Origin of the sequence: Microbacterium resistens, from assembly GCF_021172025.1 — a bacterium.
Classification (GTDB): Bacteria; Actinomycetota; Actinomycetes; order Actinomycetales; family Microbacteriaceae; genus Microbacterium; species Microbacterium resistens.
Genome location: NZ_CP082781.1, coordinates 1,357,512 through 1,370,950, shown reverse-complemented (window position 1 = coordinate 1,370,950; position 13,439 = coordinate 1,357,512). Strand labels below are relative to the sequence as shown.

Annotated in this window: 13 protein-coding genes; 7 read left to right on the top strand and 6 right to left on the bottom strand. The window is 72.5% G+C overall.

What is annotated here, in order from left to right:
- Positions 1-651: a CoA transferase subunit B gene (locus K8F61_RS06660; protein ID WP_174522510.1), complete on the top strand. Its 651-nt coding sequence runs from the start codon at positions 1-3 to the stop codon at positions 649-651.
- Complete coding sequence (locus K8F61_RS06655) at positions 648-1,856, top strand: acetyl-CoA C-acetyltransferase (protein WP_231821114.1); 1,209 nt, start codon at positions 648-650, stop codon at positions 1,854-1,856. Before K8F61_RS06660 ends, K8F61_RS06655 begins: the two co-directional genes overlap by 4 nt.
- 12 nt (positions 1,857-1,868) lie before the next feature.
- On the opposite strand, the gene K8F61_RS06650 is transcribed toward K8F61_RS06655, so the two are convergent.
- Both K8F61_RS06650 and K8F61_RS06645 read right to left on the bottom strand, forming a co-directional pair.
- Positions 1,869-2,153 (bottom strand): hypothetical protein, encoded by a 285-nt coding sequence (locus K8F61_RS06650; RefSeq protein WP_067243547.1) that lies wholly within the window; start codon positions 2,151-2,153, stop codon positions 1,869-1,871.
- A gap of 9 nt (positions 2,154-2,162) precedes the next feature.
- Positions 2,163-3,362 (bottom strand): aminotransferase-like domain-containing protein, encoded by a 1,200-nt coding sequence (locus K8F61_RS06645; RefSeq protein WP_067243546.1) that lies wholly within the window; start codon positions 3,360-3,362, stop codon positions 2,163-2,165.
- 245 nt (positions 3,363-3,607) lie between these two features.
- On the opposite strand from K8F61_RS06645, the gene K8F61_RS06640 reads away from it, so the two are divergent.
- The gene (locus K8F61_RS06640) at positions 3,608-4,897 is read left to right on the top strand and encodes an MFS transporter (protein ID WP_231821113.1); all 1,290 of its coding nucleotides are present in this window, start codon (positions 3,608-3,610) and stop codon (positions 4,895-4,897) included.
- Here the strand turns inward: K8F61_RS06640 and K8F61_RS06635 are convergent.
- The gene (locus K8F61_RS06635; RefSeq protein WP_067245715.1) at positions 4,890-5,894 is read right to left on the bottom strand and encodes a tripartite tricarboxylate transporter substrate binding protein; all 1,005 of its coding nucleotides are present in this window, start codon (positions 5,892-5,894) and stop codon (positions 4,890-4,892) included. The two genes, K8F61_RS06640 and K8F61_RS06635, sit on opposite strands and share 8 nt — an antisense overlap.
- 164 nt (positions 5,895-6,058) lie before the next feature.
- Between K8F61_RS06635 and K8F61_RS06630 the strand changes: the two genes are divergently transcribed.
- A complete protein-coding gene (locus K8F61_RS06630; protein WP_067245718.1) occupies positions 6,059-7,645 on the top strand; it encodes a sensor histidine kinase in 1,587 nt (528 codons plus the stop codon).
- Positions 7,642-8,301 (top strand): response regulator, encoded by a 660-nt coding sequence (locus tag K8F61_RS06625; protein WP_067245722.1) that lies wholly within the window; start codon positions 7,642-7,644, stop codon positions 8,299-8,301. The genes K8F61_RS06630 and K8F61_RS06625 overlap by 4 nt, the downstream gene beginning before the upstream one ends.
- Before the next feature lie 51 nt (positions 8,302-8,352).
- Here the strand turns inward: K8F61_RS06625 and K8F61_RS06620 are convergent, their stop codons facing one another.
- From K8F61_RS06620 to K8F61_RS06610, 3 genes are read right to left on the bottom strand one after another with little or no spacing between them, the layout of a single operon-like run.
- Complete coding sequence (locus K8F61_RS06620; protein WP_231821112.1) at positions 8,353-9,891, bottom strand: tripartite tricarboxylate transporter permease; 1,539 nt, start codon at positions 9,889-9,891, stop codon at positions 8,353-8,355.
- Complete coding sequence (locus K8F61_RS06615; protein WP_067245728.1) at positions 9,891-10,469, bottom strand: tripartite tricarboxylate transporter TctB family protein; 579 nt, start codon at positions 10,467-10,469, stop codon at positions 9,891-9,893. Before K8F61_RS06615 ends, K8F61_RS06620 begins: the two co-directional genes overlap by 1 nt.
- The gene (locus tag K8F61_RS06610) at positions 10,466-11,548 is read right to left on the bottom strand and encodes a Bug family tripartite tricarboxylate transporter substrate binding protein (RefSeq protein ID WP_231821111.1); all 1,083 of its coding nucleotides are present in this window, start codon (positions 11,546-11,548) and stop codon (positions 10,466-10,468) included. The genes K8F61_RS06615 and K8F61_RS06610 overlap by 4 nt, the downstream gene beginning before the upstream one ends.
- 159 nt (positions 11,549-11,707) lie before the next feature.
- On the opposite strand from K8F61_RS06610, the gene K8F61_RS06605 reads away from it, so the two are divergent.
- Entirely contained in the window at positions 11,708-13,123 is a 1,416-nt protein-coding gene (locus K8F61_RS06605) for an alpha,alpha-trehalose-phosphate synthase (UDP-forming) (protein ID WP_231821110.1), read from the top strand.
- Between the two features lie 23 nt (positions 13,124-13,146).
- The gene (locus K8F61_RS06600; RefSeq protein ID WP_067245735.1) at positions 13,147-13,437 is read left to right on the top strand and encodes a DUF3467 domain-containing protein; all 291 of its coding nucleotides are present in this window, start codon (positions 13,147-13,149) and stop codon (positions 13,435-13,437) included.
- The last annotated feature ends 2 nt before the right edge of the window (positions 13,438-13,439 follow it).

Here is a 13,439-nt window from a genome sequence, read left to right as displayed (position 1 = left end):
ATGGCGCTCAGCCGCGACGAGATGGCCGCTCGCGCCGCCCGGGAGCTCCGGGACGGCGCCTACGTGAACCTCGGGATCGGGCTCCCGACGCTCGTGCCGAACCACGTGCCGGAGGGTGTGACGGTGGTCCTCCAGTCGGAGAACGGCATCCTGGGCGTCGGCCCGTACCCGACGGAGGAGGAGGTGGACCCCGATCTCATCAACGCGGGGAAGGAGACCGTGACGACCCTGCCGGGGACGTCGTTCTTCGACTCGGCGATGAGCTTCGGCATGATCCGCGGGGGAAAGATCGACGCGGCCATCCTCGGCGCGATGCAGGTGTCGGCGGCCGGAGACCTGGCGAACTGGATGATCCCGGGGAAGATGGTGAAGGGGCCGGGCGGCGCGATGGACCTCGTGCACGGAGCCGGTCGGGTGATCGTGCTCATGGAGCACGTCGCCAGGGACGGTTCGGCCAAGATCGTCGACGAGTGCTCGCTGCCGCTGACCGGCAAGGGCGTCGTCGACCGGATCATCACGGACCTCGCCGTGATCGACGTCACCGAGGACGGCCTGGTCCTCGTGGAGACGGCTCCCGGGGTCTCGGTGCAGGATGTGATCGATGCGACCGAGCCGCCGCTCGTGATCGCCGAGGGAGTGGAGAACGCATGAACGACGCCGCAGCGCGTACAGAAGGACCGGACGACGTCGTCATCGTCGCCGCCGCGCGGACCCCGCAGGGGCGCCTGAAGGGACAGCTCGCCCCGTTCACCGCCCCGGAGCTCGGTGCGTTCGCGATCCGCGGCGCACTCGCGCAGGGCGGGGTGGCGCCGGAGGACGTCGACGCGGTCATCGTCGGGCAGGTGCTGGCCGCCGGATCGGGACAGAACGCCGCGCGCCAGGCCGCGATCGGGGCGGGCATCGGCTGGGACGTGCCGTCGCACTCCGTCAACAAGGTGTGCCTCTCCGGGCTCACGGCCGTGATCGATGCGGCGCGAATGATCCGCACCGGAGACGCGACCACCGTCGTCGCCGCGGGAATGGAGTCCATGACGCGGGCGCCGCACCTGCTGATGGGGTCGCGGGACGGATGGGCGTACGGCTCCGTGGAGGTGCTGGACCACATGGCGTACGACGGCCTGACCGACGCGTACGACCGGGAGAGCATGGGATCGTCGACGGAACGGCACAACGCCCGCTTCGAGGTGACGCGGGAGGCGCAGGACGCCGTGGCGGCACGGTCGCACCAGCGCGCCGCCGCGGCGACCGAGGCGGGGGTCTTCGACGCCGAGATCGTCCCGGTCACCGTCCCGCAGCGCAAGGGGTTCCCGCTCGTGCTCACCCGTGACGAGGGCATCCGTCCGGAGACCACGACGGAGACCCTCGGCGGCCTCCGTCCGGCGTTCGCCGAGGGGGGATCGATCACCGCCGGCAACTCCTCGCAGATCTCGGACGGCGCGTCGGCCCTCGTCGTGACGACCCGGGCCCACGCCGCGGAGCACGGATGGCCCGTGCTGGCGACGGTCGGAGCGAGCGGGCAGACGGCGGGCCCGGACAACTCGTTGCACGCGCAGCCGGCACGCGCGATAGAGAAGGCGCTGGAGAAGCAGGGGATCACGGTGGAGGACCTGGACCTCGTCGAGATCAACGAGGCGTTCGGCGCGGTGGTCGCGCGCTCCCAGAGCGAGCTCGGCCTGTCCGATGACGTCGTCAACGTCCACGGCGGCGGGATCGCGATCGGGCACCCGATCGGGGCGAGCGGCGCGCGACTCGCGGTCCACCTGGCGCACGAGCTCGCACGCCGGGGCTCCGGGACGGCCGTGGCGGCGCTGTGCGGAGGCGGCGGCCAGGGCGAGGCGTTGATCCTCACCCGCTGACCCGCCGAGGGATCAGCGCTTGGCGGCCTTCTTCTCCTGCTTGGCGGCGATCTTCTCCGCCTTCTCCGCACGCTTGCGCTGGGTGGCGGCGACCGGGGAGTCGTCGGGCACCGGGATCCCGCGCGCGTCGCGGCGCATGTCGACGACGGCGCCGATGGCGAGCGCCAGCGAGATCCCCCAGGCGAGCCATGCGAGCAGGGCCCGCCAGGTGACCGGCGTGTCCCGGGAGCCCCGCAGCAGGGCGATGCCGCTCGTCACCGCCGCGAACAGTCCGCTGCCGAAGAGGTAGTTTCGCATCCCTCCACGCTACCCGTCGGCGAGCGCCTTGCCGAGGCGGCGGACGCCCTCGCGGATCTTCTCCGGGGAGTAGGTCGTGAACGACAGCCGCAGCGCACGCTCGTCCGGCGGGCCGGCGAAGAAGGGAGCGCCGGGGACGAACGCGACGTCGTGGGAGAGCGCGGTCCGCAGGGCGGCGGTCGCATCGCGGCCCTCCGGCAGCCGGACCCAGAGGAACATGCCGCCGTCCGGACTGTTCGCGGTGCTCCCGGGCGGAAGCGCCTCGGGCAGCGCCGCGCGCATCGCGTCCCGGCGTTCGGCGTAGGCGGCGCGGATCCGCTCGAGGGCCGGGGCGGCGCGCCCGGAATCGAGGTAGTGCGCAGCCGCCGCCTGGTCGATGGTGGAGGTGTGCAGGTCCGCGGCCTGTTTCGCGATCGTCACGGACGGTCGCACGTCGGCAGTCGCACGCAGCCAGCCGATGCGCAGCCCCGGGGCGATCACCTTCGAGAAGCTCCCGAGGCTGATGACGTGCTCGGGGGCGTACGCCGCCAGGGACGGCAGGGGAGAGCCGGAGTAGCGGAGCTGTCGGTACGGCTCGTCCTCGACGATGCGGAACCCGTGGCGCTGCGCGATCTCGGCGATCCGGGCGCGGGCGCTCTCGTCGTGCGTGCGGCCGGTCGGGTTCTGGAAGGTGGGAACGGTGTAGAAGAACCGCGGCGCGTGGGCGGCGGCGAGCCGGTCCAGGGCCTCCAGGTCCAGCTCCTCGCCGGTGTAGGGGACGCTGACGATCCGGGCCCCGGCGAGCGAGAAGGTCTGCAGGGCCGCGAGATAGCAGGGCTCCTCGACGAGGACGACGTCGCCGGGGTCCAGCAGGGCGGTGGAAAGCAGCCCCAGGGCCTGCTGCGACCCGGTCGTCACGAGGAGGTCCGCGGGACTCGTCTCCAGCCCGTCCGCCCGGTATCCCTCGGCGACCAGCTCCCGCAGTCGCGGATCCCCCTCCGACAGGGAGTACTGCAGCACGTCGGGTGTGCGCAGCACCTCGTCGTACGCGGCGCGGATCCCGTCGAGGTCGAACAGCTCGGGGGCGGGCAGGCCGCCGGCGAACGAGATGACCTCGGGGCGCGCGGTCAGCGCGAGGAGGTCGCGGACGGGGGAGGTCTTCGCGCCCCCGACGCGCGTCGAGCGCGGGGGCAGGGATGCTGTGGAGGGGGAGGGAGGGGCACTCGTCATCGTCCGGCCTTCGTCACGGGGAGAATGATCCCCTCACCCTAGGGCACCGCACACCGCCCGGGAGCGCGTGTGTCGGGAACGCTAGAATGGTCGGGTCGCGTCCCTCGCGACCCAGCTGTGCATCCACCGGCCGTCGGCTCCCCGACGGATGCGGCGGCACTCTGCCACCTCGATCCAGGGCCGAATCGGTCAGGGCCACGTCGTGGACGTGTCCTCGCCGTCCGCCCTGCACCCGGACGGACGCCATGATCACGCAGACAGACTCTTCCTCGCTCGCCGCGGACTCCCGACCCCCGAGCGTCTTCGGGCTCGCGGGCCTGCCGTATTTCGTCATCGCCTTCCTGGCCAGGATGCCCTTCGCCATGATGGTCGTCGGCGTCCTCACCCTCGCGGTGGCGGGACGCGGTTCGCTGTCCCTGGGCGGACTGACCTCGGCGGCGGTCGGGATCGGGACCGCCTGCTTCGGCCCGTTGCTCGGCGCGGCGGCCGACCGGTTCGGGCAGCGGCGGGTGCTGCTCGTCCTCGCGGTGGCGAATCCGACGGCGCTGGGGCTGTTCGTGTCCGCGGTGTATCTCGGCGTCCCCGAGGCCCTTCTTCTCGCCAGCGCCTTCGCCATCGGTGCGACGGCTCCGCAGGTGGCGCCGCTGTCGCGTTCGCGTCTGGTCACTCTCATCGGCGAGCGCGTCCCCGAGGAGCGCCGAGCGCGATCGGTGTCGTCCACCATGGCGTACGAGTCGGCGGCGGACGAGACGGTGTTCATCATCGGGCCGTTCCTCGTGGGGCTGCTGGCCTCCTTCATCGCGCCCTGGGCGCCGCTGGCCATCGGCGCCGCGCTCACGGTGCTCTCGGTCGGGGCTTTCGCCCTGCACCCCTCGGCCGCGCACGTCTCGCGGGAACGGACGGAGGACGGGCGGGCGCCGTCCTCCGCGCGGGAGCTGTTCCGGCCCCGTCTGCTCGTCGTCGTCCTCGGCATCTTCGGCGTCGGGCTGTTCTTCGGCACGATGCTGACCTCTCTGACGGCGTTCATGACCGAGCGGGGAGATCCCGAGGCCGCGGGCCTGCTCTATGGGGTGATGGGCATCGGCTCGGCGGTGCTGGCCCTCGGCGTCGTCCTCCTTCCCGCGCGGTTCTCCCTGCGGGCCCGCTGGCTCGTCTTCGCCGGGATCCTGCTGGGCGGAGCGCTCATCCTGCTCACCGTGTCCGACGTGGCCGGAATGGTCCTGGCGCTGGCCGTCATGGGGATCGGGATCGGCCCCACGCTCGTGACCCAGTACAGCTTCGGCGCCGCGCTGAGCCCCGCGGGACGTTCGGCGACGGTGATGACGATGCTGGGGTCGGCGGTGATCGTCGGGCAGGCGGTCGGCGCGGCCGTCACGGGGAACGTCGCGCAGGAGATCGGCATCGCGACCGCCCTGCTGCTGCCGATCGTGGCCGCGGCGGTGGTCGTCGCCGCCGGGATCGCGAACGCGCTGGTGAACCGCGGCGCGCGGGGCCCGCGCCGGTCGGCCCGAGGCGGGGTCGCGGCGCTCAGCTGAGGGTCGCGGCGACGACGCCGAGCTGTTGCCGGATCCGCTCCCCGAACGCCGCGCCGGTCACGAACGCGTCGTCCCAGCCGTTCTCGACGAGGGCGTCCCGCCAGGCGCGGGCGCGCCGCATGCGCGAGAGGTCGTCGATCCACCGCTCGCGCGCCGCGGCCCCGATCCCGGGCGGTGCGACGAAGCCCCGCCAGTTGCGGAACACCACGTCGATGCCCGACTCCGTCAAGGTGGGGACGTCGAGCCCGGCGACGCGCTCGGCGGAGGAGACCGCCACCGCCCGCACGACTCCCGCGGAGAGCTGCCTGCGCAGCTCTCCTGCTCCGCCGAACGCCAGGTCCGCCTCGCCCGTGAGCAGGCGGGAGAGCAGCTCTCCGCCACCGCTGGCGGCGGAGAGGCGGATCGCGGAGGGGTCCACGCCGGCGGCCCTGGCCACCTGCACCACGAGGAGGTGATCGGGGCCCCCGGGGGAGGAGCCGGTGCTGACCCGCAGCCCCGCCGGGTCGGCGCGCCAGGCCGCCAACGCCGCGTCGAGCGTGCGGAAGGGCGAGTCCGGGGGCACGAGGACGACCCCCGGCTCGGTGGCGACCTGGGCCAGCGGGGTGAGCGCGGCGAGCTCGTCCGTCATCCCCGAGGCCCACGCCGCTCCGACGATCCCGAGCCCCATCGCGAGCGCCAGATGCTCCTCGCCCGCGGCGGCGATCGTCCGGACGAGGCCCGGGACACCGCCTCCGCCGGGGACGTTGAACACGTCGGGCAACGGGGCGACGATGCCCTCCGTGAGCAGGATCTTCGCGGCCGTGCGCGCAGTGAGGTCGTAGCCGCCTCCGACGGCGGCGGGAACGAGGATCCGCCGTGCAGGGGAGTCGATCTCCTGGGGTCCGAGCGGAGCGCACCCGGCGAGGGCCGCCGCCGTCGCCCCCGCGACCGCACCGCGCAGTAGCGTGCGCCGGGAGAAGGACGCGGCGGGGAGGGCGGAGGACGCGGGTCGTCGCATCGTCGCCTCCTCCTGCTCGCGGCGGGATGCGCCCCGCTCGACGCCCGGTCGATCTAGGGTGGAGCACAACCGCACCCACGTCCCGCCTGGGCACACCTTATCGGGAGGGACTCCTGGCCGAACCCCGCGGGCCCGTCCGCCTCAGCCTCGCCGCGCAGCTGCTCGTGCTGCAGCTCGTGGTGCTGGCCGGTGCGCTCTCCGGCGTCCTCTACCTGTCCCTCGGCCAGTCGCTGCGGACCTTCGAGGAGCAGGAGAGCCGTCGGACCCTCTCGACAGCCGAGTCGCTCGCCGCCTCGCCGCTGCTGCGGGCGCTGCTGCCCGAGGCCGACGCCGGGGGCGCCCCTCCCGAGGCGCTGCTCGTCGCCGCCGAATCGGCCCGCGGCGTCGCGGGGCTGTCGGAGACCGCGATCGTCGACGCGGAGGGGCGCGTGGTCGCCTCGACCGACCCGACGCGAAGCGGCAAGCCGGCACCGCCCGAGATGGCGGGGGCGGAACCGGACCGGTCGTGGACCGGCACCGCCTCCCTCGAGGCGCACCCGGTGCTGTTGTCCCGGGCACCGGTCCTCGACGAGACGGGAGCCCTCATCGGCGTGGCCGTCGCGGTCCAGGACTACCCGGAGTGGCCCGAGCGGATCCGCGCGGCGGTCCCGGACCTCCTCGTCACGCTCGCCGTGTTCGGGGCCATCGGCGTCGGCGGCTCCTACCTCCTGTCGCGCCGGCTGAAGCGGCAGACGCTCGGCATGGAGCCGGGGGAGATCGCGGAGCTCGTCGAGCACCGAGAGGCGCTGATCCGCGGGGTGAAGGAGGGCGTGGTGGCCGTGGACGCGGACGGCCGCGTCTCGGTGCTCAACGAGGCGGCGCGAGAGCTCCTCGGCTGGCAGAGCGTCAGGGAGGGGCAGCGGCTCGACCAGATCGACACCGATCCCGCCGTCCGGCTCGCCCTCGCACCGAACGCCGCCGAACCCGGATCGGACGCCCCCCTCGTCGTGGCCGACCGCCTCCTCGTGGTCAACCGCCGCCCGATCCGTGCCCGTGATCGGGCCGTGGGCACGGTGACGACGCTCCGCGACCGCACGGAGCTGCTGGCGCTGGAGGAGGCGCTCGGGGCGAGCCGGACGACGACCGACCTGCTCCGTGCCCAGACCCACGAGTTCGCCAACCAGATGCACACCGTCTCAGGGCTGCTGCAGACGGGGGAGGCGGAGCAGGCTCTCCGCTACATCTCCGGCATCGCCCTCACCCGCTCGGCCATGGTGGACGCCGTGACCGAGCAGATCGCGGACCCGCCCCTCGCCGCGCTGCTCATCGCCAAGTCCTCGGTCGCGGCGGAGCGACGGGTGAGCCTGCTGCTGGACGAGGACGCACAGCTCGGCGCCGTCGCCCCTGCGCTGTCGAACGACCTGATCACGGTGGTCGGCAACCTCATCGACAACGCGTTCGACGCCGTCTCCGGGCAGGAGGCGGCAGAGGTCGACGTCGACGTCCGCGACGAGGACGGGGTGATCACCGTCACCGTGCAGGACTCCGGTCCGGGCTTCGGCGGCGTGGATCCGGAGCTGCTGATCGCGCGCGGCGTCAGCACCAAGGAGGCCGCGGACCCCGGAGGCCGGGGATACGGACTCGCCCTCGTCCGGCACGTCTGTCGCCGCAACGGGGGAGACGTGACGGGCGCGGACACGGACGGCGCGGTGTTCACCGCCACGCTCCTTCGCCGCGCCGGAGACCGTGCCGAAGGAGAGAAGAACCCGTGATCGACGTCCTCGTGGTCGACGACGACCCGACCGTCGCCGGCCTGCACGCCGGCTTCGTCGCCGACGAGCCCGGCTTCCGCGTGTGCGGCATCGCGCACACCGTCAGTGCGACGCTCGACGCTGTCGCCAAACGCGCCCCGGATCTCGTCCTCCTCGATCTGCACCTGCCCGACGGACACGGCCTGGCTCTCCTGCCGAGGCTGCGGCAGATCCGTCCCGAGCTCGACGCCATCGTCATCACCGCGGCGCGCGAGCAGCGCACGGTCGCGCAGGCGCTGCGCGGCGGCGTCGCGGGCTATCTCGTCAAGCCGTTCGAGCGTCAGGAGCTCAGCGACCGTCTGGCCCGCTACCGGGTCCACCTGCACGACGCGCCGGGAGAGGGGCTGGCCGACCAGGCCGCTGTCGACCGCGTGTTCGGCGCGGGCCCCGCCGCCGGCCGGTCCGGACGAGGACTGGCGGAGGAGACGCTGAGGGCCGTGCGCGAGGTGCTCGCCGCCGCAGAGGAGGACCTGTCCGCGCAGGAGGCGGCCGACCGGATCGGGATCTCGCGGGTGAGCGCGCGGCGCTATCTGGAGCATCTGCACGAGCGTGGCGAGGTCCGGGTGCGGCTGCGCTACGGAGCGGGGCGCCCGGAGCGGCGCTACCTGCTCCCGTGACGCGAGGACCCCGCGTTCCGGCGAACGGGAACGCGGGGTCCGGGTCACGGCTCAGGCGTCGGCGGTCTCCTTCTCGGGTGCGGCGACGGGAGCGGCCGTCTTCCGGGTCCGGATCCGGCCCACCACCGAGATCGCGAGCGCCCCGAGCAGGAGCGCGTAGATCACGAGCGGGATCGGACCGGCGACGAACGTTCCGTAGTCGCCGCCGGAGCTCAGCAGTGCGTCACGCATGCTGGTCTCCGCGAGCGGTCCGAGCACCATGCCGATCAGCAGCGGCGCCAGCGGGACTCCGAAGCGGCGCATGGCGAACCCGAGCAGACCGACGCCCAGCAGCAACAGGAGCTCGAAGGACGACGAGGACGTCGCGAACACGCCCAGGCCGCACATCAGCGCGATGCCCCCGTAGAGGTACGGGCGCGGGATCAGCAGGAGCTTCGCCCACAGCTGCGCGAACGGCAGGTTGAGGATGAGCAGTACGACCATGGCCAGGAAGAAGCTCGCGAGCAGCCCCCACACCAGTTCGGGTGCGCGTTCGAACAGCAGCGGTCCCGGCTGCAGTCCGTACTGGCGGAAGGCGGCGAGCATGATCGCGGCCGTGGCCGACACGGGCAGCCCGAGCGCGAGCAGCGCGCCCATCGCGGTCCCGGTGGTCGCGTTGCCCGCCGCCTCCGGGGCGGCGAGACCGCGGATCGCACCGCGTCCGAACTGCGGGTCCTTGCGCCGCTTGTCCAACGCCTTCTCCGCCGAATAGGCGATGAAGGTCGGTACGTCCGCACCGCCGACGGGGATCACGCCGAACGGCAGCCCGATCCCGGTCCCGCGCAGCCAGGCCGGCATCGCCTCCCGGAACTCCGCTCGGCTGAGGAACGGTCGTCCCTTGCTGCGCAGGATCCGCGACGTGGGGTCGCGGCGGATCCGGCTGGCGATGTGGAACACCTCGCCGAGCGCCAGGATCGCCACCGTCACGGTCACGAGCGAGACGCCGTCGAACAGCTGCGGGACGCCGAAGCTGAAGCGCTCCGCCCCCGAGACCGAGTCGATCCCGATCGTGGCGAGCCCCAGGCCCAGGATGAGCGCCGCGATGCCCTTGAGCACGGAGTCGGCGACCACCGAGGAGGTGGCGATGAAGGCGAACAGCGCAAGGGCGAAGTACTCGGCCGGTCCGAACGCGCTGGACAGCGCGGCGAGAGCCGGGGCCAGGAAGACCACGACGACACAGGACACCATGCCGCCGATGAAGGCGCCGATGGCCGCGGTGGCCAGGGCCTGGGGAGCCCTGCCCGCACGCGCCATCTTGTGCCCCTCGAACGTGGAGGCGATCGACGATGCCTGTCCCGGGGTGTTGAGCAGGATCGCCATGGTGGAGTCGCCGAACAGCCCGCCGAAGTACACGCCCGCGAACATGATGAACGCGGCCGTCGGATCGAGCGCGAACGTCATCGGCAGCAGCAGCGCCACGGCCATGGACGACCCCAGCCCGGGCAGCACGCCGACCGCGGTGCCGAGGAGGCAGCCGACGACGACGAAGAGCAGGTTCATCGGGGTGAACGCGTGCGCGAACCCCTCCATCAGCATTCCGATCGCATCCATCACAGACCTCCCAGGACGCCGGACGGCAGGTCCAGACCCAGCGCGACGCCGAACGCCAGGTAGACGAGGCTCGACATCATCAGCGCGATGACCGCGTCGAGCAGGGGTTTGCGGGAGCCCATCGCCCGCGCCACGCACCAGAACAGCAGCGCGCCGGCGAGGATCCATCCCGCGGGCACGAGCAGCAGCGAGAACGCGAGGAACCCGCCGGCCGCCCACGCCACGCACACCCAGTCGGAGAAGAACCGGTACTTCACCCGGGCGGCGGCCTCCGCCTCGGCCCGGGCGGAGTCCGACACCTCGTCGAACTCGCTGTAGGTCGCGGGCTCGGCCGGCTCCGGAGTGCGGATGTACTGGAGTGCGAGCAGGACCGAGACGACGAACCCGGCGATCGCGATGAGTGCCGGGAAGAAGGCCGGCCCGGGCGCGGAGGCGCCCTCGGGGACCTGCATCGTGAGGATCCCGACCGTGAGATAGGCCGAGAAGGCGAAGAGGATGGCGGGGATCACGAGCCCCGCGCGCCCGGTCCACCACGAGGTCCTGGCCGTGGCGGCGGCAGCGGTGTCGACAGCGGTCACAGTCCCAGCTCCTTCACGAGTGCGGCGGTGCGCTCCTGGTCCTCGACGAGGAACTTCTCGAGCTCCTCGCCGTCGAGGTACGAGTCCACCCATTTGTTCCGGGCGAGCGCATCCGCCCACGCGTCGGACTCGGCCGTCTCCCGGACGATCTGACGCACGGCCTCGAACTGCTCGTCCGAGATGCCGGGATGGGCCAGCAGGCCCCGCCAGTTGACGAGGTTCACGCCGTATCCCTCCTCCTCGAACGTCGGGATGTCGACGCCGGGCAGTCGCTGCGGCGCGGAGATCGCCAGCACCTTCACCCGGCCGGCCTCGACCTGGTCGGCGACCTCGTTGTAGCCCGTGACGGCGACGTCCGCGGTGTCCGACATGAGGGTCTGGATCGCCTCGCCGCCCCCGGACTTCGGGATGTACGTGATCTCCGCCGGCGGGATGTCCTGCACCTGGGCGAACTGGGCGATGAGCAGGTGGTCGATCGACCCGGCGGATCCGCCGGTGAAGCGGATCCCGCGATGGTCGGCGTCCCACGCCGCGGCGAAGTCGTCCACCGTGTCCCACGGCGCATCCGCGCGCACGACGAACACCGAGTAGTCCTCGGCGATGCGGGCGATCGGGCGGACGTCGGAGAGATCGACCGAGGAGCGGTTCAGCACGATCCCGCCGAGCATGGCGGCGCCGGTGGCCAGCAGCGTGTTGGCCGTCGGCTCCATGCCGGTGAAGGCGCTGAGGCCGATGGTCCCGCCGGCACCCGGGATGTTCACGACCTGCACGTTGTTCGCGATGCCGTCGATCCGCATGGCCTGCTGCTGCTCCCGGGCGAAGCCGTCCCAGCCGCCGCCGACGCCTGCCGGCGCGATGAGCGTCAGCGAGGAGCGCGGGTCTGCGCCCGTGCTGCCGGAGGCGAAGGAGAAGGCCGTGGCCGCCACGATGGAGGACACCGCGATCACGGCGAACGCGGCACGTCCGACGATCCGGGGCCAGCGGCGGGGCGGCCTCTCCGCGGGGAGGACCCCGGTGTACACGGCCACCGCCGGGTCGTTCTGCAGGCCCGCGTCGGCGCGGGGCTCTGAGTGCATCATCTGTCCTTTCAGAGGATGAACGAGGGCGGATCCTCGATGACCCGCCCACCCAGGGTGCGTCGCGCGGCGGCGGCGCGCATAGCTTTCGTAAGTTGCGTCAACCGGACGGCCGGCGCTCGCTAGCCTGGGAAGCGGAATCCGACCCCGAGGAGGAGCACCATGCCCGCTGCCGAGTTCGTCGTCGTCGCCAATCGTCTTCCCGTCGACCGGGTGGTGAGCGGGGACGGCGAGGAGTCCTGGCGGCGCTCGCCGGGAGGACTCGTGGCCGCGCTCGAACCCGTCATGCACGATGTGGACGGCGCCTGGGCGGGGTGGGCGGGGCAGCCCGACCTGGATCTCGCCCCGTTCGAGATCGACGGGATCCGTCTGATCCCGGTCACGCTCTCGTCGACCGACGTCGAGGAGTACTACGAGGGCTTCGCGAACGACACGATCTGGCCGCTGTACCACGACGTGATCGCGCCGCCGCAGTATCACCGGGAGTGGTGGGACGCCTACGTCCGCGTGAACCGGCGCTTCGCCGAGGCGGCGGCGAAGGCGGTCTCGGACGGCGGGACGGTCTGGGTGCACGACTACCAGCTCCAGCTCGTCCCGCAGCTGCTGCGCGAGCTGCGTCCCGATCTCACCATCGGCTACTTCCACCACATCCCGTTCCCCGCCCACGGGCTCTACGCGCAGCTTCCCTGGCGCGATCAGGTGCTCCAGGGACTGCTCGGCGCCGATGTCATCGGCTTCCAGCGGGCACAGGACGCGACGTACTTCCTCACGGCGGTCCGGCGGAGGCTGAAGCACGAGATCAAGGCCTCCACGGTCTCCGTGCCGGTGCCCGGCGGGGGGACGCGCCCGGTCGTCGCCCGGTCGTTCCCCATCTCGATCGACACCCGGCCGTACCGCGAGCTCGCCGCGCGTCCGGACATCCAGGCCCGCGCCGCGGAGATCCGGGAGGGGCTCGGAAACCCCAAGCGGATCCTGCTCGGCGTGGACCGGCTGGACTACACGAAGGGCATCCGGCACCGCATCAAGGCGTTCGGCGAGCTCCTCGACCAGGGCCGCCTCTCCGTCGAGGACTGCACCTTCGTCCAGGTCGCGAGCCCGAGCCGCGAGCGGGTGGACGCCTACGTGCACCTGCGCGACGAGATCGAGCTCGCGGTCGCCAGGATCAACGGCAACCACGACACCATGGACCACACCGCCATCCGCTACCTGCACCAGGGGCACCCCCGGGAGGAGATGGTCGCGCTCTACCTGGCCGCCGACGTGATGCTCGTGACGGCGCTGCGCGACGGGATGAACCTCGTGGCGAAGGAGTACGTCGCCACGCGCGCCGACAACCGCGGCGTGCTCGTGCTGAGCGAGTTCACCGGTGCCGCGGACGAGCTGCGCCAGGCCGTGCGGGTCAACCCCCACGACATCGAAGGCCTCAAGGACGCGATCATGACGGCGGTGGAGATGCCGGCGGCCGAGCAGGGGCGTCGCATGCGCGCGCTGCGCAAGCGCGTGCTGGAGAACGACGTCACGGCGTGGTCCTCGGCGTTCCTCACGGCTCTCGGGGAGGTGCGCGCCGCCCGCGGCTGAGACGGGCCTCATAGCATGGGGTGATGAGCCAGCCCGCGTCCTCCCCGCCCCGACTCAACGTCAAGGTCCCCGACGACCGGGTCGCCGGCCACTACGCCGACTTCGCCGGCGTCTGGCACACCAGCGAGACCTTCGTGCTCGACTTCCTCGCCCTCTCTCAGCCGATGCGTCCGGATCCCGAGAACGCCGGGCAGACGGTCGCCGATGCGGAGCTCGTCAGCCGCGTGCGGGTCCCGGCCGCGCAGGTGTGGGAGATCATGAAGGCGCTGGAGAAGCAGTACAGCGCGTGGGAGGCCGAGCAGGGCCGTCGATAGGC

Bases quoted from the DNA above. Each gene is read 5' to 3' on its own strand.
- K8F61_RS06610 (WP_231821111.1), bottom strand. From the start codon at position 11,548: ATGATGCACTCAGAGCCCCGCGCCGACGCGGGCCTGCAGAACGACCCG.
- K8F61_RS06650 (WP_067243547.1), bottom strand. From the start codon at position 2,153: ATGCGAAACTACCTCTTCGGCAGCGGACTGTTCGCGGCGGTGACGAGC.
- K8F61_RS06600 (WP_067245735.1), top strand. From the start codon at position 13,147: ATGAGCCAGCCCGCGTCCTCCCCGCCCCGACTCAACGTCAAGGTCCCC.
- K8F61_RS06640 (WP_231821113.1), top strand. From the start codon at position 3,608: ATGATCACGCAGACAGACTCTTCCTCGCTCGCCGCGGACTCCCGACCC.
- K8F61_RS06660 (WP_174522510.1), top strand. From the start codon at position 1: ATGGCGCTCAGCCGCGACGAGATGGCCGCTCGCGCCGCCCGGGAGCTC.
- K8F61_RS06620 (WP_231821112.1), bottom strand. From the start codon at position 9,891: ATGGATGCGATCGGAATGCTGATGGAGGGGTTCGCGCACGCGTTCACC.
- K8F61_RS06635 (WP_067245715.1), bottom strand. From the start codon at position 5,894: ATGCGACGACCCGCGTCCTCCGCCCTCCCCGCCGCGTCCTTCTCCCGG.
- K8F61_RS06605 (WP_231821110.1), top strand. From the start codon at position 11,708: ATGCCCGCTGCCGAGTTCGTCGTCGTCGCCAATCGTCTTCCCGTCGAC.
- K8F61_RS06645 (WP_067243546.1), bottom strand. From the start codon at position 3,362: ATGACGAGTGCCCCTCCCTCCCCCTCCACAGCATCCCTGCCCCCGCGC.
- K8F61_RS06655 (WP_231821114.1), top strand. From the start codon at position 648: ATGAACGACGCCGCAGCGCGTACAGAAGGACCGGACGACGTCGTCATC.